The following is a 17,479-nucleotide window of genomic DNA, read 5'->3' as shown; positions in this document are numbered from 1 at the left end:
GGCGCTGCTTTCGCTGACGAGAGGTGCGGGGAAATGAAGAATGTCCCTGACGACGGCGGAGGAATCCGCGCGAAGGGGACGACGGCCATCCTATGGGTTTGCCTGATCATCGGCTGGTCTCGCCGCGCACTCTCAGCCGGCCGCCCCATTCGCGCGCATAGGATCGGAGCGTGTCGACGCAGAAGCGCCCTCAGCAGTCCAGTGGCAACCCCGCGAAGCAGGCTCAGATCGCGCAGTCCCTCAAGCAGCAGCGCGAGGCGCAGCGGCAGGAGAAGCTCGCCGAGTACCAGCGCCAGCTGAAGCGCCGTCAGCGGGGCAGGGTCCTCTGGTGGACGGTCGGATCCGTCGCCGCGGTCGCCGTCGTCGCGGCCGTGGTGGCCTCGTTCGTCTTCGCGCCGGCCTCGAAGCAGGCGTCGTACGACATCGGCGGAACCGGCGCCGAGATCGAGGGCGTCGAGACGTTCTCGAACACGAACACCCACGTCGAGGGCACGGTCGACTACGAGCAGACGCCGCCGGCGGGCGGACCGCACAACGCCTACTGGCTGAACTGCGGCGTCTACACGGAGCCGCAGCAGAACGAGAACGCCGTGCACTCCCTCGAGCACGGTTCGGTGTGGGTGACCTACGACCCGGAGCTCGTGAGCGACGACGACGTCGAGACGCTCGAGGGGTACCTCCCGTCGAGCTATGCGCTCCTCTCCCCCTACCCCGACATGGGCACGCCCATCGCGGTGAGCGCATGGAACGCGCAGCTCAAGGTCGACTCCGCCGACGACGAGCGGATCGCCGACTTCTTCGAGGAGTACTGGCGGAACGACAGCGTGCCCGAGCCGGGCGCGATGTGCACGGGCGCGATCGACGGCCCCGGGAAGGTCGGCTGAGCGGCATGGCGCAGTCCCGGCGGCGCGGCACCTGGATCGCGGTCGCCGTCGGCGTCGTGCTCGTGGCGGGGCTCGCCTTCGCGGGCGGGCGGTTCACGACGTTCGGGGCGCTCGCCGACGCGAGCGGGGCGGACGGCGGGCCGAACGCCGCCGACGCCGGCTTCGCTCGCGACATGCAGGTCCATCATGCTCAGGCGGTGGAGATGGCGATGATCGAGTATCGCGGCACCGACGACGACGAGCTGCGCTCGCTCGCGTACGACATCGCCACCGCGCAGTCCGCGCAGCGCGGCGAGATGTTCGGATGGCTCGTGGAGTGGGATCTGCCGCAGGCGGGCGACCCGCTGATGTCGTGGATGGCCGACGCGGGCCATGCGCACGGCTCGGGCGCGGCGACGACGGCGGAGCTCGAGGCGCAGATGGGCATGGCGACGGACGCGGAGCTCACGCGGCTCGCGCAGCTCGACGGCGCCGGGCAGGACTGCCTCTTCCTCGACCTCATGATCCGCCATCACACCGGCGCGATCGACATGACGGATGCCGTCGTCCGGCTCGGCAGCGTGCCGCGCGTGCTCGAGACGGCGCGGAACATGGGCCAGGCGCAGACCGCGGAGATCGCGGCGATGGAGTCCGCGCAACGGCGTCTCGGCTGCTCCTGACGCACTGCGCCCGGGTGCGCGGCGTCCCACCCGCGCTGCCGGACCATCCCCCCTGCCACGCCCCGGACCATCCGCCCCCTGACGCGGCATGTCCCGGTCATGCGCGCCAAGCGAGTGCTGTGAGGTGCATGACCGGGACATGCCGGTGCGGGGTGGAGGCGGGTGTCGTCAGCCCTTGGCGGAGCCGGCCAGCAGGCCGCGCACGAAGTACCGCTGGAGGAACAGGAACACCAGCAGCGGCACGATGATCGCGATGAACGCGCCCGCGGTGAGCAGGTGCCAGTCCTGACCGCGCGAGCCCGTCATCTGCGCGAGCAGCTTCGTGATCGGCGCCACGTTGCCGTCGGCGAAGATCAGCGCCACCAGCAGGTCGTTCCAGACCCACAGGAACTGGAAGATCGCGAACGACGCGATGGCGGGCATGCTGAGCGGCAGCACGATGCGGAAGAAGATCTGCCCGTGCCCTGCACCATCCACGCGCGCGGCCTCGATGACGTCACCGGGGATCTGCGCGATGAAGTTGTGCAGCAGGAAGATCGCCAGCGGCAGGCCGAAGATCGTGTGCGCGAGCCACACCTGCGCGTAGCCCGACGACCCCACCGCCTGGATCACCGGGACGCCGAACAGCGTGCCCTGCGAGAACAGCTGCAGAAGCGGGATGAACGCCATCTGGATCGGCACGATCTGCAGCGCGAAGACGAGCACGAACAGCACGTTCTTGCCCTTGAAGTCCATCCAGGCGAACCCGTACGCAGCGAGCGTCGCGAGGATGAGCGGGATGATCGCGGCCGGGAGCGTGATCGCGAACGAGTTCACGAACGAGCCCAGCAGCGTCAGACCACCCGTCGAGGTGTTGAGCGCCTCGACGTAGTTGTCGATCGTCCAGCCCCAGTTCTGGAAGACCGTCCACCATCCGGTCGTCTGGATCTCCACCCGCGGACGGAACGAGGAGATGAAGATGCCGAAGGTGGGGATCGTCCAGAGCACCGCGATCACGAGAGCCGCGATGGTCGCCCACGGCGACGTCAGACGGCGCTTGGTGTCGTTCAGCGCCCGGGCGCGCGACGGCTTGCCCGTGGTCACTGCTGCGGTCGTGGTCATCACCGCACCTCCCTCTGCGCCTTGAGCTGACGCGCGTTGTAGATGACCAGCGGCAGCACGAGCACGAACAGGACCACGGCGTACGCCGCGGCTCGTCCCCCCTCGAAGCTGCGGAACTGCGAGTACATCTCGTTCGCGAGCACCGAGGTGTTGTTGGCGCCGGCGGTCATGGTGCGGACGATGTCGAAGATCTTCATCGACGCGATGGCGATCGTCGTGAGCACCACCACGATGGATGGCCGGATGCCCGGCACCACGACGTTCATGAACCGCTCGTAGGCGTTCGCCCCGTCGAGCTCAGCCGCTTCCAGCTGCTCCGCCGGGACGCCCTTGATGGCGGCGGAGAGCACCACCATCGCGAATCCGGTGTAGATCCAGACGAACACCACGATGAGGAACAGCGTGTTCCACGGCTCGACCTGGAGGAACGACACCGGGCTGCCGCCGAGCCAGACGATGATCTGGTTGACGAAGCCGATCTGATCCGCGTCGGCCGGGCGCGCGGTGTACATGAACCGCCAGATGATGGACGCGCCCACGAACGAGATCGCCATCGGCAGGAACACGAGGATCTTGTAGACCTTCTCCCCGCGCGTCTTGTCGATGAAGTACGCGTACACGAGCCCGATCACCGTGGAGAGCACGGGCGCGACGAGCACCCAGACGATCGTGTTCACGACCGTGCGGATGCCCTGCGGCTGCGTGAAGATCCAGATGAAGTTGTCGAGCCCGATGAAGCGCGTCCCGCTGGCGTTGAACAGCGACTGTCCGAACGTCTGGATCACCGGGAAGATCAGGCCGACGACGAGCAGCAGCAGCGCCGGTGCGAGGAACCCGACCAGCTGGAACAGGTATCCCGCGCCCTCCTTCCCGCGGTAGTCGAGCCAGAAGAACAGCAGTCCGAGCGCACCGGCGGCGATGATCGCCCACCAGTACGACTGGAGGATCCACATGATCCCCAGGGGCAAGAGCACGCACGCGGCGAGCCGGATGTACGTGTACACCCGGCCCGCTCGCGGCGCGATCTCGATGAAGAAGAGCAGGATGCCCACCGCGACCAGGAACACCCCGATGATGATCGGGATCTCCAGCCAGGGTGAGAGCGTGCTCAGCCAGTCGAGGAACGCTTTCATGGCTGGTCGTTACTCTTCCGGCCAGCCCGATTCGATCTGCTCCAGCACGTCGTCGGTCGAGGCGCCGTTCACCCAGTCGCGCATGCCCGTCCAGAACGTGCCAGCGCCGACGGCGGAGGGCATCAGGTCGGAGCCGTCGAAGCGGAACGTCGTGTTCTCGTCCTGCAGGATCTCGATGGCCGCCTTCAGGATGGGGCTCTGCGCGTTCTCCGGGTCGAGCCCGTTGTTCGCGCTGATCACGCCGCCGAGCGAGACGCGGGAGTTCGCCCACTCCGGGCTGGAGAGGTACTCCTGCACCTTCACGACATTCTCGTCGTCGCTGAACGCGCCGACGATCTCGCCGCCGCCGGTGATGACGTCGCCCGAGCCGGCCTCGACGGGAGGCAGCATGAAGGCCCAGACATCGCCATCCTCGCCCACCTCGCCGCCGGCCTCGACGATGAAGCCGTCGAGGAACGACGCCTGGTGCGTGAGGAGGCAGTCGCCGGACACGAGCGCGTTGGCCACGTCGCCGAAGGGCGTGGAGCCGATCGACGCGACATCGCCGAACCCGGCGTTGACGTAGTCCGGGTTCAGCAGGATCTCGCCGGTCGCGTCGAAGGCCGACTTGATCTGCGGGTCGGTGAACGGGACCTCGTTGGCGACCCACTGGTCGTACACGTCGGGGCCGGCCTGACGGAGGACGAGGTCCTCGATCCAGTCGGTGCCCGGCCATCCGGTCGCCGCGTCGGAGCCGAAGCCCGCGCACCAGGGCGCCTTGCCGGTGTCGTCTCGGATCTGCTGAGTGAGGTCGAGGAGCCCCTGCCAGTCGCTCGGGATCTCCCAGCCGTTCTCCTCGAACGTCTGGGGCGGGTACCAGATCCAGCCCTTGGCGTTGGCCATGAGGGGCGCGCCGTAGACCGTGCCGTCGTGCGACGCGTACGTCTCCCAGTCCTCGGCCCAGTACTCGCGGAGGTTGGACACGACACCCTCGGGCGCCTCCATGATGTAGCCGCGGCTCGCCATGTCGGAGAGGAGGCCGGGCTGCGGGAAGATCGCGAGGTCGGGCGGGTTGCCGCCCTGCGCGCGAACGGCGATCTGCGCCTCGAACTCCTGCGAGCCCTCGTACACGATGTCGATGCCGTTCTCCTCCTCCCAGTCCGCCCAGGACTGCTCGAGGAGTTCCGCCTCGGCGTCGACGATCGTGCCGTAGACGGTCACCTTCGCGGAGCCGCCGTCCCCCCCCTCGTCTCCGCCGCCACCGCCGCCGCCCGAGGAGGCGCCCGGTCCGCTGGTACATCCCGCCAGAGCGAGGCTGGCGATCCCCAGCCCGCTTGCGGCGAGGAGGATGCGCTTGCGTCCTGCAGTCTTCATCGTCTGCTCCTATCTCCAGGGCATGTGTAGGAATGCTATGGATCCCAAGCTATGAGCGATAGGAGCGCTTCCACAATGTCTCGACAGTCACGGACGGGTAACTTCCGTCCGATGGCGGACGCACGAAGGCCCCGGGCAGAAGCCCGGGGCCTTCGAGAAGCGAGTTCTTCGCGAGGAAGAGACTTACTTGAGGGTGACGGTGGCGCCGGCGCCCTCGAGGGCCTCCTTGGCCTTCTCGGCCGTCTCCTTGTTGGCGCCCTCGAGGACGGCCTTGGGAGCGCCGTCGACGACAGCCTTGGCCTCGCCGAGGCCGAGCGAGGTGAGCTCGCGGACGACCTTGATGACCTGGATCTTCTTGTCGCCAGCGGCCTCGAGGACCACGTCGAACGAGTCCTTCTCCTCGGCCTCTTCGGCCGGGGCGGCGGGGCCACCAGCAGCCGCGACGGCGACCGGGGCAGCAGCGGTGACGTCGAAGGTCTCCTCGAACGCCTTCACGAACTCGCTGAGCTCGATGAGCGTGAGCTCCTTGAACTGGTCGAGCAGCTCTTCGGTGCTGAGCTTCGCCATGATGTATCTCCTACTGTTCGGGGTTTGTGGGGTTGCTGATACGCAGCCTGATCAGGCCGCGTTCTCCTGCTTCTCGCGCAGCGCCTCGACCGTGCGAACGGTCTTCGACAGCGGCGCCTGGAAGAGGGCGGCAGCCTTCGACATCGATGCCTTCATCATGCCCGCGACCTTGGCGAGCAGGACTTCACGGCTCTCGAGGTCAGCGAGCTTGCTGACCTCCTCAGGGCTGAGAGCGGCGCCATCGAAGTAGCCGCCCTTCACCACGAGAAGAGGGTGTGCCTTGGCGAAGGCGCGCAGACCCTTGGCGACGGCGACGGGGTCGCCGTGCACGAAGGCGACGGCCGACGGACCCTTGAGGTCGTCGTCCAGCGCCGTGATCCCCGCGTTGTTCGCGGCGATCTTGGTCAGCGTGTTCTTCACCACGGCGTACTCCGCGTCCTGACGGATCGCGCTGCGGAGCTCCTTGAGCTCGGCAACCGTCAGACCGCGGTACTCGGTGAGCAGAACGGCGGTCGAGCTCTCGAACTGCTTCGTGAGCTCGGCGACCGATGCTTCCTTCTGCGCCATGGCCACTCCTTGATTGTCCTGAGGAGCTCCACGGAAGTGGGGCCCCGGCCGCACCGCCCGCCCCGACAAAGAAAAAAGCTCCGGCGCAAGCGCACGGAGCTGGATTCCCGTTCTCACGGGATTCGTTCGTGACACCTGCGCGGGCCCCTGCTTCGCAGAGCTTCGATCACCATGCACTTGCGCACACGACGATGACCGGCGGTCTTCGGCTTGAACCAGAGTACCCCACGCGAGGCGGGGTGCCAAATCGCCCGGGCTTCGCGGGAGCCGGGGCCCAGCGGCCAGGGCCCGGCGACCAGACGATGTCGTCTCACCGAAAGGACACGGGTTTCCGCTGAATACCGTGTGCGCGCGACGAGACGACATCGTTTGACGGCGGGAGGGGCACGTGGAACGCGGCCAGATGCTTGGCGAGCGCGTCCGGGCTGCGCACCTCGGCCATCCCCCACCGGACGATGCGCCAGCCGGTCACGCCGCGCACGCCGTCCTCGCGCCTCTTCTCGTCGAGCACCACCTCCTCGGCTGTGCGCCCGGCCCGCATCTCCGAGTCGAGGTACTTCCCCCGTCCGTCGAACTCGCCGAAGACCTTCGCCTCGTCGAGCGCGAAGTCCATCCACCACCACCCGCCCGCGGGATTCGCCACCGGAACCTGCAGACGCGGCGCGTAGCCCAGGCGGTGCAGCTGCAGTCGGCTCAGTGACTCCCCGGGAAGCTGCGCCCGGCCGTCCGCGAAGCCGATGAGCCACGCTCCCCGGCGCAGCCCGCGCGCGCCGCGTGCATCGACCACCCGCCGAAGGAGCGCCGAGCGCCAGGCGGTCTCCTTCTCCTCATCGATCGCGCGATGATCGAGCGCCGCAGCGGCGAGACCCGCGTCGAGGATGGCGATGGCCCGTTCCGCGGGCTCGCTGCGGGCGACGTCGAAGAGAGTCCGCTCCACTCCCGTGCAGCGGATGCCGTCGACCACAGTGATGTCCTCCTCGTCGAGAGCCAGTCGGTGGCGAGCGACGTCGCCGGTGCCGGACGCGCCGACCTCGCCGGGGAGCGTGACGTGCACGCGCTCCGGGCGCGCGCCGACGAGCGGGAACCCGTGCAAGACGGCCGCCGAGAGGTGCGAGACGACCACGCCGCCGCCGCGCATCTCGCACGCGGCCGCGACGATCTCGACGAGGTGCTGCTGGCGCGGGTGGAGACCATCCCAGAAGTCCGTCACCACGTACCAGCCGTGGCGAACCCGCCTGAGGTCGCCCCGCCGCAGCGCCTGCTGGATGCGCGAGGGGCGCCAACCCTCGATCCGCAGCCGCTCCCGCGACCACAGATGGCGGAGCACGTCGTTCACTCGCAGGTCAGCCATCCCCCGATGCTCCCGTCCAGACGCTGGCCGATCCCGCTCGAGGAAAACCGACCTGCGACGCGCCGCCAGCAGGCGGGCTGTGCACACGGCGATGGCCCTCTGTGGCGCATACTGCGGGCGCGACGGCGGGCGCAGGGCGACCAGACGATGTCGTCTCATCGAGCGCACACGAGAATTGCGGGCATTCGGTGTCGCGGCGGTGAGACGACATCGTCTGGCGGCTCCACCCGCTGGCGTGAGCGCGACCCGCGCGCGGCCCACCCGCCGGCGTGAGCGCGACGCGCGGGAGGCCCCACGTGCCGGCGTGAGCGCGACGCGCGGGCGGTGTCCGGGATGCCGTCAGGGGTCGGCGTTAGGGTCTATTCGTGACCCCCGAAATCGCCGCCCGGATCGTCGCGGACTCCCGCGATCGGGTCGCCTGGCTGCGAGCACGCTCGCAGGGGATCACCGCCACCGACATCGCGACGATCACCAGCGAGCGCGTCATCCCCCGCGCGGCGGAGCAGAAGCTGCGCGGGTCGTCCTTCGGCGGCAACGCCTACACCGACCACGGTCGGCGCCGGGAGCCTGAGATCGCCGCCTGGGTCGCGGCGACGCACGGCATCCATCCCTCGAGCGCCCTCTTCCACGCGACCGTCGAGCGCCGCCACCTCGCCACACCGGATGGCATCACCGTCGACACGAGCGGCCGCGTCCTCCTCGCGGAGATCAAGACCACGAACAAGACGTGGCGGTCGATCCCCCGCACCTACCTGCGCCAGGTGTGGTGGCAGCAGCATGTGCTCGGCGCCGAGCGCACGCTGTTCGCCTGGGAGGAGCACCGCGACTTCCAGCCCCTGCACGACGAGCCCAAGTCCATGTGGATCGATCGCGACGACGTGGAGATCGGCAAGCTCGTGAAGCTGGCGACGGCGCTCATCGACGAGCTCTACCGCCGCACCACCGGCAAGGAGCTGCCGCAGCGCCCGATCGAGGCCGCTCCCGCGCTCACGCCGCGCGAGCGGGCCCTCCAGCGCTCGGCCTACCGCGCACTCGCCCTCTCCGACTGAGCTGCGCGCAGCCGCCTGCCAAGAAGCGCCGAGCCCAATCCGGGAGAATGGGCTCATGACTGCGGATCTCGCACCGAGCGCCTTCGAGCACTCCGGGCCGGCGGCCTCCGGGGAGGCGCGCGCCACCTCCTCCGAGCAGGCCGAGGCCATCCTGGCCGTCGAAGCGGAGTTCGGCGAGCTGATGACGAAGGTGCGCCGCATCACGAACGAGATGGCCGAGCGCGTCTCCCCCGGGCTCAACCCCGGTGCCTACAAGGTGTTCACCACCATCGTCCGCGATGGCCCGATCAAGGCGTCCGACATGACCGAGCGGATGGCCCTGGACAAGGGGCAGCTGAGCCGCACGTTGCGAGAGCTGCAGGATCTGGGGCTCATCGCCCGCACGCCGGATCCCGGCGACCGGCGGGCGAGTCTGCTCGAGGCGACGCCCTTCGGCGTCGAGCGCCTGACGGCCGCCCGCTCGGGCAATCAGACGCTGCTGCACAACAGTCTCCTCGCATGGGACGTCGATCGCGTTCGCGACCTCGCCACCCTGCTGCGCGCGCTCACGAACGGGACCGCGCCCGACCCGCGCTGACCGCACCGGGGCCGGCACCCACGCCGCGTCATCCCCCGGGTACGAGGAAGGCCCCGTCCGATGGACGGGGCCTTCCTGCTGCAGCGCGTGTCAGACGATCGCGTTGACGTCCAGCGGGATGCCGGGACCGAAGGTGGTCGAGACGGCGCCCTTCTGGATGTAGCGGCCCTTCGAGCTCGACGGCTTGAGGCGCACGATCTCCTCGAGCGCGGCGTCGATGTTCTCGTTGAGCTGCTCGGTCGAGAACGAGGCCTTGCCGACGACGAAGTGCACGTTGGCGTGCTTGTCGACGCGGAACTCGATCTTGCCGCCCTTGATCTCCTCGACGGCCTTCGCCGTGTTGGGGGTGACGGTGCCCGTCTTGGGGTTCGGCATCAGGCCGCGGGGACCGAGGACCTTGCCCAGACGACCGACCTGGCCCATGAGCTCCGGCACGGCCACGGCCGCGTCGAAGTCGGTCCAGCCGGCGGCGACCTTCTCGATGAGCTCGGCGCCGCCGACCTCGTCGGCGCCCGCGGCGATGGCGGCCTCAGCCGCAGCGCCGTTGGCGAACACGATGACGCGGGCGGTCTTGCCGGTGCCGTGGGGCAGGATGACGGTGCCGCGCACCATCTGGTCCGCCTTGCGGGGGTCGACCGAGAGCTTCAGCGCGACCTCGACGGTCGAGTCGAACTTCTTCGAGCCGGTCTCCTTCGCGAGGGCGACGGCCTCGGCGGGAGTGTAGAACTTGCCGGCCTCGATCTTCTCGACCGCGGCGGCGTATGCCTTGGACTTGGTAGTCATATCCGTTATCCCCCTCAGTCCTCGACCGTGATGCCCATGGAGCGGGCGGTGCCGGCGATGATCTTCGAGGCGGCCTCGAGGTCGTTCGCGTTCAGGTCGGGCTGCTTCGTCTTGGCGATCTCGACGACCTGGTCCTTGGTGAGCTTCGCGACCTTGACCGTGTGCGGCGTGGACGAGCCCTTCGCGACGCCCGCGGCCTTCTTGATCAGCTCAGCGGCCGGCGGGGTCTTCAGGATGAACGTGAAGCTGCGGTCCTCGTAGACGGTGATCTCCACGGGGATGACGTTGCCGCGCTGCGACTCGGTCGCCGCGTTGTACGCCTTGCAGAACTCCATGATGTTGACGCCGTGCTGACCCAGAGCGGGTCCGATCGGCGGCGCCGGGTTGGCTGCACCGGCGTTGATCTGAAGCTTGATCAGGCCGGTCACCTTCTTCTTCGGTGCCATTTCCTCTTCCTTTCATCGAACGGATGCCGGTTGCATCCGCTCTCCCGCACCTCGGATGGCCCGGGTGCGGTGGGATCCACGTCGCAAGACGCAAACCACAAGAGTCTACCGCATGTCTCCTGACCGAGCACGACGAAGCGGCCGCCCCCGATGGGACGGCCGCTCGTCGTTCAGAAGCGCTGCGAGGAGTCGCGTCGCGTCAGAGCTTGGTGACCTGGTCGAACGAGAGCTCGACCGGCGTCTCGCGCTCGAAGAGCGACACGAGCACGGTGAGCTTGCCGCTCTCCGGCTTGATCTCGCTGATCGACCCGGGAAGACCGGCGAACGAGCCCTCCTTGATGGTGATCGTCTCGCCGATCTCGAAGTCGACTTCGGCGGCGATGACGCGCGCGGGGGCCTGCTGGCCCTTCTTCGCGGTGCCCTTGCCGGATGCCTGCGCCTGCGCCTCCTTGAGCTCCGCGAGGGGCTTCAGCATGTTGAAGGCCTCTTCGAAGCGCAGCGGCGTCGGGTTGTGGGCATTGCCCACGAAGCCGGTGACGCCCGGAGTGTGGCGCACGACCGACCAGGTGTCCTCGTTGAGCTCCATGCGCACGAGCACGTAGCCCGGGATGCGCACGCGCGTGACCATCTTGCGCTGGCCGTTCTTGATCTCGACGACGTCCTCCATGGGGACCTCGACCTGGTAGATGTCGTCCTCGACCTCGAGCGTCGACTTGCGCTGCTCGATGTTGGCCTTCACCTTGCGCTCGAATCCGGCGTAGGAGTGGATGACGTACCACTTGCCCTCGAGCGAGCGGAGCTCGCGACGGAAGGCCTCGTACGGGTCGTCGTCGTCGCCCTCTTCCTCGTCGCCCTCGGTGCCGTCGCCCAGCTCGGGGCCGTCGTAGGGAGCGATCTCGTCGGCGGCTGCGGCCTCGGCCTCGTCGGCCTCCTCCTCGGCGGCGTCCGTGAGGACCTCCGCCGCGGCCTCGACCTCTGCGGTCTCGTCGAGGTTCAGGGCGTCGTTGACGACCGCGTCGGCCTCCGGGTCGTCGATGTCGAGGGCGATGTCCTCGTTCGAGCCCTCATCCTCGCCATCGATGTGCATGGCGGCGTGCTCGGCGGAAGCGCTCGCGCGCTCCTCGGCGGTGAGCACGCTGCCCTCCTGGGCCTCGTCCTCTTCGCTCGACTGCTCAGCAGCCGTCGCGAGGTCGACGTCGTCGGCGTACTTCTCAGACACGTGGTTTCTCTTCCGTTCCGGACGCCGGGAGGCGTCGCGCAGACTTGCTCTCCCCATTGTGACGCGGAGAGGGCACGGCCGTCATCCGACCGGCTGGATCAGCTCGGAACGCCGAACACCACCGTCGTGACCCACGAGAACAGGTAGTCCAGCCCGTAGACCAGGGCCATCATGACCACCACGAACCCCAGCACGACGGAGGTGAACTTCAGCAGCTCCTTGCGCGTGGGCGTGACGACCTTGCGGAGCTCGGCGATCACCTGACGGACGAAGAGGGCGATCCGGGCGAAGAACCCTGCCTTCTTGCCGTCAGCCGCGCCATTCGCCGCGACGATCTCGCCGCCGGAAGCGTCGTGGGCCATGGGTTACCTTTCGTGAGCCAGCTGTCGCTGACGCGCAGGGCGGACAGGAATCGAACCTGCAACCTGCGGTTTTGGAGACCGCTGCTCTGCCAATTGAGCTACCGCCCTAGAGGTCTCGCGACCTCAGGAATGCCCTTCCGACCATCCGCCCCGCACGAGGCACAGCGGAAGAATGCAGACGAGCACTGCGCTCTCCAGCATAGGGCATGCCGCTCGGCACCGCGAACCGAGGCGTGTCGACGACGACGGCGGATGGCCGCCTCGGCCCGGTAGTGTTGCCACCCCGTACCCTCCAGGAGGCACCTCATGTCCGTCGGATTGCTCGCCGTCGTCGACGACATCCTCAGCGCGGCTCTGAAGGCCTCCTCGAAGGCGGCCGGCGTCGTCATCGACGACGCCGCCGTGACGCCGCAGTACGTGCAGGGCATCACGCCCGCCCGCGAGCTGCCGGTCGTCGGGAAGATCGCCCTCGGGTCGATCGCGAACAAGTTCATCGTGATCATCCCGGTCGCGCTGCTGCTGACGGCGTTCGCGCCGTGGGCGCTGCCGTACCTCCTCATCGCGGGCGGGGCCTTCCTCTGCTTCGAGGGCGCGGAGAAGGTGCTGGAGTGGTTCGGCATCGAGCACGGCCAGGCCGACGAGGGCGCCCGCGACGAGAAGCGCCTCGTACTCGGAGCCATCCGCACCGACCTCATCCTGTCGGCGGAGATCATGCTCATCTCGCTGTCGAACCTCGACCCCGACATCGGCATCTGGATGACGCTGGGCACGCTCGCGGTGATCGCGCTCATCATGACCGGCGTCGTCTACGGGGTGGTCGCCCTCCTCGTGAAGATCGACGACGTCGGCCTGCGGATGGCCACGAGCGGCAACGCGCGCGTGCGCGGCACGGGCACCGGGATCGTCCGCGCCATGCCCGCGGTGTTCCGCGTCATCAGCGTCATCGGCACCGTCGCGATGCTGTGGGTCGGCGGGCACCTCGTGCTGGCGAACCTCGGCGAGGTCGGCCTGCACGCGCCCATGGACGTGCTGCACGGGATCGAGCACGTGCTGGAGCCGCTCGGCGCGGTCGTCGTCTGGTTCGGCGACACCCTCGCGTCGGCGATCGCCGGGCTCGCGGTCGGCCTCGTGATCGTCGGCGTGGTCCTCCTCGTCGGACGGATGATCGGGCGCCGCCCGAGCTTCACGGAGGGCGGCGAGTCGCCCGCGCACGTGCACGGCTGACCCTGGGTGGCCGGCCGCGTCACGGTCCATGACGTCGCCGTGGTCGCGCGGTGGCGCTCCCACTACGCTGAGAGCGTGACCGACCGCGCCCCGCTCTCTCGCAAGCTCTCCGCCATCGCCGAATCGGCGACCCTCAAGGTCGACGCCAAGGCGAAGTCCCTCAAGGCGGAGGGGAAGCCCGTCATCTCCTACGCCGCCGGCGAGCCGGACTTCTCGACCCCGCAGTTCGTCGTCGACGCCGCCGCCGCCGCGTTGACCGACCCGGCGAACTTCCGCTACACCCCGGCAGCCGGCCTCCTCCCGCTGCGCGAGGCGATCGCCGCGAAGACGCTGCGCGACTCCGGCCTCGAGGTCTCCCCCGCCCAGATCGTCGTCACCAACGGCGGCAAGCAGGCCGTGTACCAGGCGTTCCAGGCCGTGGTGAACCCCGGCGACGAGGTGCTCCTGCCCGCGCCGTACTGGACGACGTATCCCGAGGCCATCCGCCTGGCCGACGGCGTGCCGGTGGAGGTCTTCGCCGGCGCCGACCAGGAGTACAAGGTCACCGTCGAGCAGCTCGAGGCCGCCCGCACCGAGCGCACCACCGTGCTCGTCTTCGTGTCGCCGTCGAACCCGACCGGCGCCGTGTACACGTTCGAGGAGACCGAGGCCATCGGCCGGTGGGCCCTCGAGCACGGCATCTGGGTGATCACCGACGAGATCTACCAGAACCTCGTCTACGAGGGCGCCCGCGCGGTGTCGATCGTGGAGGCCGTCCCGGAGCTCGCGAACCAGGCGCTGCTCCTCAACGGCGTCGCCAAGACGTACGCCATGACCGGCTGGCGCGTGGGCTGGATGGTCGGGCCCGCCGATGCGATCAAGCTCGCCGCGAATCTGCAGTCGCACCTGACGAGCAACGTCAACAACATCGCGCAGCGCGCGGCGATCGCCGCCCTGAGCGGCCCGCAGACCGAGGTCGAGGAGTTCCGCACGGCGTTCGACCGGCGCCGGCGCCTCATCGTGGCCGAGCTGTCGAAGATCGAGGGCGTGACGGTGCCGAACCCGCTCGGCGCGTTCTACGCCTACCCGGATGTCCGGGGTCTCCTCGGCCGCGAATGGCGCGGCCGCCGCGTCGAGACGTCGCTGGAGCTCGCCGACCTCATCCTCGACGAGGTCGAGGTCGCGGTCGTTCCGGGCGAGGCCTTCGGCCCGAGCGGCTACCTTCGGCTCTCATACGCGCTCGGCGATGACCAGCTGCTCGAGGGCATCCAGCGCATGCAGGAGCTCTTCGCCTGAGCCCGGGTGCAGAAAGCGGCCGCCGTCCTCGGACGGCGGCCCCTTCCGCGTCAGCCGCTACAGCTCGACGCCGACGAGCACGGGCTCCGGCTGCAGCACGATGCCGAATTCGGCGGCGACGCGACTCTGGATGAAGCGCGCGAGCTCCCCCACCTCGCCGCCCGTGGCACCGCCGCGATTGGTCAGGGCCAGGGCGTGCTTCGTGGAGACGCCGGCGCGCGAGCGCGGCAGTCGGAAGCCCTTCTCGATCCCCGCGTGCTCGATGAGCCACGCGGCCGGCACCTTCACGTCGGTGCGCGACGACACGATGGGCGGCAGCGCGCCGTCGTACGCGGCGAGCGGGATGACGACGACCGGGTCGAGGTCGGGCTCGACCGGCCACCGCGGGCACTCGGGCGGCAGCGTGCGGGCGACGGCCTCCGGCAGGATCGGGTTCTGGAAGAACGATCCCGCGCTGTGCGTGTCGGGGTCGGGGTCGTCGAGCACCATGCCCTTGGCGGCGCGGATGGCCAGCACATGCTCGCGGATCCACGAGAGCGACACCTCGGCGCCGTCCGCGACACCGAGGGCGCCACGGAGCCGTGCGTCGTGAAGCGGCCTCGGGCCGGTGCCCACGCTCTCGAGCTCGAGGGTCAGCGAGAGGATGACCGCCTCGCGCTCGGGCGCCGAGCCGTAGTGGCGCTTCAGCACGGATGTCCGCGGGCCGAGTCCGAGGTCGGCGGCGGGGACGGTCGAGATCTCGCCGGTCGCCTCGTCGATGAGCTCGACCTCGACGAGCGTCTGCACGATCTCCTGACCGTACGCGCCGACGTTCTGGATGGGCGCAGCGCCGGTCGTGCCGGGGATGCCCGACATCGCCTCGATGCCGGCGAGCCCGTGGGCGACGGCGTACGCGACGAGCTCGTCCCAGTTCTGCCCCGCCTCGACGCGCAGCCGCACGAAGCCCTCGCGCGCCCCGTCGACGAGCTGGAAGCCGCTGGTGAGGATGCGGATCACGGTCCCGGGGAAGGGCTCGTCGCCGACGAGCAGATTGGATCCGCCGCCCAGCACCATCCACTCGTCGTCGTCGCTCCAGACGTCGCGAAGCGCGGAGACGAGCTCCTCTCGGGTGCGGGCCTCGACCATCCGCTCGGGGGCGGCGCCGACGCGCAGCGTCGTGAGCTGCGAGAACGGGATCGGAGCGACCTCGCTCATGCGACCCGCACGCGCACCTGCGCCTTGCCGAGCACCGTGGTGTCGGCGTGTGAGACGGTGAGGTCGATGCGGGCGACGTCGTCGGTCAGCTGCCCGACCTTGGCGACGACGGAGACGTCGGCGCCGGTCTCGGGATCGACGACGACCGGGCGCGTGAAGCGGACGCCGTACTCGAGGATGCGGCCGGTGTCGCCGAGCCACTCGGCGATCGTGCCGACGGCAAGCCCCATGGTGAGCATCCCGTGCGCGAGGACGCCGGGGAGACCGACCGAGACCGCCACGTCGTCGCGGTAGTGGATCGGGTTGAAGTCGCCGGATGCACCGGCGTAGCGCACGAGGGACTCGCGCGTGAGGTGCACAGTGCGCTCGGCGACGACGTCGCCCACGGTCAGGTCAGACATTCGCAGCGTCCTCTCCCCCGACGAGCAGCACGGACGTGGCGGTCACGACGTGGGCTCCGGTGCTGTCGACGATCTCGGCGTCGCTCGTGATCATGGCGTTCGCGCCGACCGAGCGGATGCCCGTGACGGTCAGGCGAGCGGTGAGCTCGTCGCCCGCGACGATCGGACGCGTGTAGCGGAACCGCTGCTCGGCGTGGATCGTGCGCTCGAGCGCGATGCCGCTGTCGGGCTCGCCGAGCAGCTGCTGCAGGGTGTGGTCCTGGACGACCATCGCGAAGGTCGGCGGCGCTACAACGTCGGTGTAGCCGAGGGCGCGTGCGGCCTCGGGGTCGGAGTGCTGCGGCGCGTCGGCGAAGACGGCGCGCGCGAACTCGCGCACCTTCTCGCGACCCACCAGGTACGGGGGCGTCGGCGGGAACTCGCGGCCGACCAGTTCGGGGTTCACAGGCACCGGGCCATCCTAACGAGGGCGGCCTGAACGACGGCGGGCCGAAGTTAGACTGGCGCGCATGTCCCTTCCGGTGAGCCCGCCTCGCGGGCGTGAGGAGGTCGCCGACGCCATCCGCGTCGGCGGCAGAGGCTGAGCGCGCTCGCCTCTCGCGAGCCCCGTGCCCGGCGCGCCGCGCGCCGTCTTCTCGTGCGTCCTCGACGCCTCCTCCGCGACCGCCCGCGCGGCCGCTTCCCCCTGCCGGCAGAGCCCGGGCCATCCGAACGGACATCATGACCCCGATCACCGAGCGCGACATCCGCGCTGCCTTCGTCAACGCCTCCCGCAAGGAGGTCGCCGACCTCACCCTGCCCGTCGACTTCGCCGAGCGCGACTTCGACCGCCTCGACTACCTCGGCTGGGCCGACCCCAAGCTGCCGCGTCGCGCGTACGTCGTGGTCGAGATCGACGACCGCCCGGTGGCGGTCCTCCTGCGCCAGGCCGAGCAGCGCGTCGGCGCTCGCGCCATGTGCTCGTGGTGCGACGACGTGACCCTCGCCAACGACGTGCAGTTCTTCTCCGCGCGCAAGGCCGGGCCCGCCGGTCGCAAGGGCGACACCATCGGAACCCTCGTGTGCGCGAACTTCGGCTGCTCGGCGGCGGTGCGGAAGCTCCCGCCCCTCGCCTACGAGGGTTTCGACCGCGAGGCCGCGCGCGACGAGCGCATCCGGCGGCTCGGCGAGCACGTGCGCGCGTTCGTGCGCGAGCTGGGCGCGTGAGCCGACACGGCGGGGCGAGGGCTGCGCTGCGTGCGGTCGGTCGCGTGCCGCCGTGTCTCACTCCGCGCGGCCAGCCCACGTCCGAACCCACCAGGGGTGAGACACGGCCCGGCCGGATGCCCCCCGCG

General features: G+C 69.5%; 20 protein-coding genes and 1 tRNA gene. 7 read left to right on the top strand and 14 right to left on the bottom strand.

The window, feature by feature from the left end; translation table 11 throughout:
* The first annotated feature begins 170 nt into the window (after nt 1-170).
* Together D7D94_RS13295 and D7D94_RS13290 are read left to right on the top strand one after the other, a co-directional pair.
* Nucleotides 171-884: a thioredoxin-like domain-containing protein gene (locus tag D7D94_RS13295; protein ID WP_156243072.1), complete on the top strand. Its 714-nt coding sequence runs from the start codon at nt 171-173 to the stop codon at nt 882-884.
* Nucleotides 885-889: 5 nt separating this feature from the next.
* The gene (locus D7D94_RS13290) at nt 890-1,543 is read left to right on the top strand and encodes a DUF305 domain-containing protein (protein ID WP_156243071.1); all 654 of its coding nucleotides are present in this window, start codon (nt 890-892) and stop codon (nt 1,541-1,543) included.
* 168 nt (nt 1,544-1,711) lie between these two features.
* Here the strand turns inward: D7D94_RS13290 and D7D94_RS13285 are convergent, their stop codons facing one another.
* From D7D94_RS13285 to D7D94_RS13260, 6 genes are all read right to left on the bottom strand, one after another.
* On the bottom strand, nt 1,712-2,644 hold the full coding sequence (locus tag D7D94_RS13285) for a carbohydrate ABC transporter permease (protein ID WP_156243070.1): 933 nt from the start codon (nt 2,642-2,644) through the stop codon (nt 1,712-1,714).
* A complete protein-coding gene (locus D7D94_RS13280) occupies nt 2,644-3,777 on the bottom strand; it encodes a carbohydrate ABC transporter permease (RefSeq protein ID WP_156243069.1) in 1,134 nt (377 codons plus the stop codon). The genes D7D94_RS13285 and D7D94_RS13280 overlap by 1 nt, the downstream gene beginning before the upstream one ends.
* A 9-nt stretch (nt 3,778-3,786) precedes the next feature.
* Nucleotides 3,787-5,130 (bottom strand): ABC transporter substrate-binding protein, encoded by a 1,344-nt coding sequence (locus tag D7D94_RS13275; RefSeq protein WP_156243068.1) that lies wholly within the window; start codon nt 5,128-5,130, stop codon nt 3,787-3,789.
* 183 nt (nt 5,131-5,313) lie between these two features.
* Nucleotides 5,314-5,697 (bottom strand): 50S ribosomal protein L7/L12, encoded by a 384-nt coding sequence (gene rplL / locus D7D94_RS13270; protein ID WP_156243067.1) that lies wholly within the window; start codon nt 5,695-5,697, stop codon nt 5,314-5,316.
* A gap of 51 nt (nt 5,698-5,748) precedes the next feature.
* Complete coding sequence (rplJ, locus tag D7D94_RS13265; protein WP_156243066.1) at nt 5,749-6,264, bottom strand: 50S ribosomal protein L10; 516 nt, start codon at nt 6,262-6,264, stop codon at nt 5,749-5,751.
* A gap of 310 nt (nt 6,265-6,574) precedes the next feature.
* On the bottom strand, nt 6,575-7,615 hold the full coding sequence (locus tag D7D94_RS13260) for a hypothetical protein (protein ID WP_156243065.1): 1,041 nt from the start codon (nt 7,613-7,615) through the stop codon (nt 6,575-6,577).
* 365 nt (nt 7,616-7,980) lie between these two features.
* Between D7D94_RS13260 and D7D94_RS13255 the strand changes: the two genes are divergently transcribed.
* Together D7D94_RS13255 and D7D94_RS13250 are read left to right on the top strand one after the other, a co-directional pair.
* The gene (locus D7D94_RS13255) at nt 7,981-8,664 is read left to right on the top strand and encodes a YqaJ viral recombinase family protein (RefSeq protein ID WP_156243064.1); all 684 of its coding nucleotides are present in this window, start codon (nt 7,981-7,983) and stop codon (nt 8,662-8,664) included.
* Between the two features lie 55 nt (nt 8,665-8,719).
* Complete coding sequence (locus D7D94_RS13250; RefSeq protein ID WP_156243063.1) at nt 8,720-9,241, top strand: MarR family winged helix-turn-helix transcriptional regulator; 522 nt, start codon at nt 8,720-8,722, stop codon at nt 9,239-9,241.
* 90 nt (nt 9,242-9,331) lie between these two features.
* Here the strand turns inward: D7D94_RS13250 and rplA are convergent, their stop codons facing one another.
* The 5 genes from rplA to D7D94_RS13225 all read right to left on the bottom strand — a co-directional run bounded on the left by rplA (nt 9,332) and on the right by D7D94_RS13225 (nt 12,159).
* Nucleotides 9,332-10,024, bottom strand: a complete 693-nt coding sequence (rplA, locus tag D7D94_RS13245; protein WP_156243062.1) for a 50S ribosomal protein L1 — start codon at nt 10,022-10,024, stop codon at nt 9,332-9,334.
* A gap of 14 nt (nt 10,025-10,038) precedes the next feature.
* Nucleotides 10,039-10,470 (bottom strand): 50S ribosomal protein L11, encoded by a 432-nt coding sequence (gene rplK / locus D7D94_RS13240; RefSeq protein WP_156243061.1) that lies wholly within the window; start codon nt 10,468-10,470, stop codon nt 10,039-10,041.
* 199 nt (nt 10,471-10,669) lie between these two features.
* Entirely contained in the window at nt 10,670-11,689 is a 1,020-nt protein-coding gene (gene nusG / locus D7D94_RS13235; RefSeq protein ID WP_173024342.1) for a transcription termination/antitermination protein NusG, read from the bottom strand.
* 98 nt (nt 11,690-11,787) lie between these two features.
* Nucleotides 11,788-12,051, bottom strand: coding sequence for a preprotein translocase subunit SecE (gene secE / locus D7D94_RS13230; RefSeq protein ID WP_156243059.1), 264 nt, complete (start codon nt 12,049-12,051; stop codon nt 11,788-11,790).
* Nucleotides 12,052-12,086: 35 nt separating this feature from the next.
* Nucleotides 12,087-12,159, bottom strand: a tRNA-Trp gene (locus D7D94_RS13225).
* A 198-nt stretch (nt 12,160-12,357) separates the two neighbouring features.
* Here D7D94_RS13225 and D7D94_RS13220 point away from each other — a divergent pair.
* On the top strand, nt 12,358-13,275 hold the full coding sequence (locus tag D7D94_RS13220) for a DUF808 domain-containing protein (RefSeq protein ID WP_156243058.1): 918 nt from the start codon (nt 12,358-12,360) through the stop codon (nt 13,273-13,275).
* A gap of 75 nt (nt 13,276-13,350) precedes the next feature.
* Nucleotides 13,351-14,550 (top strand): pyridoxal phosphate-dependent aminotransferase, encoded by a 1,200-nt coding sequence (locus D7D94_RS13215; RefSeq protein WP_156243057.1) that lies wholly within the window; start codon nt 13,351-13,353, stop codon nt 14,548-14,550.
* Nucleotides 14,551-14,607: 57 nt separating this feature from the next.
* On the opposite strand, the gene D7D94_RS13210 is transcribed toward D7D94_RS13215, so the two are convergent.
* The 3 genes from D7D94_RS13210 to D7D94_RS13200 are packed head-to-tail and all read right to left on the bottom strand — an operon-like array spanning nt 14,608 to nt 16,596.
* Nucleotides 14,608-15,744 (bottom strand): UDP-N-acetylmuramate dehydrogenase, encoded by a 1,137-nt coding sequence (locus tag D7D94_RS13210; protein WP_156243056.1) that lies wholly within the window; start codon nt 15,742-15,744, stop codon nt 14,608-14,610.
* A complete protein-coding gene (locus D7D94_RS13205) occupies nt 15,741-16,145 on the bottom strand; it encodes a MaoC/PaaZ C-terminal domain-containing protein (RefSeq protein ID WP_156243055.1) in 405 nt (134 codons plus the stop codon). Before D7D94_RS13205 ends, D7D94_RS13210 begins: the two co-directional genes overlap by 4 nt.
* A complete protein-coding gene (locus D7D94_RS13200) occupies nt 16,138-16,596 on the bottom strand; it encodes an FAS1-like dehydratase domain-containing protein (protein WP_156243054.1) in 459 nt (152 codons plus the stop codon). The genes D7D94_RS13205 and D7D94_RS13200 overlap by 8 nt, the downstream gene beginning before the upstream one ends.
* 269 nt (nt 16,597-16,865) lie before the next feature.
* On the opposite strand from D7D94_RS13200, the gene D7D94_RS13195 reads away from it, so the two are divergent.
* Entirely contained in the window at nt 16,866-17,351 is a 486-nt protein-coding gene (locus D7D94_RS13195) for an FBP domain-containing protein (RefSeq protein ID WP_156243053.1), read from the top strand.
* Nucleotides 17,352-17,479 lie beyond the last annotated feature (128 nt).

It is taken from the genome of Microbacterium oryzae, from assembly GCF_009735645.1.
Taxonomy (GTDB): domain Bacteria; phylum Actinomycetota; class Actinomycetes; order Actinomycetales; family Microbacteriaceae; genus Microbacterium; species Microbacterium oryzae.
This window is presented reverse-complemented; position numbering and strand designations above follow the sequence as displayed.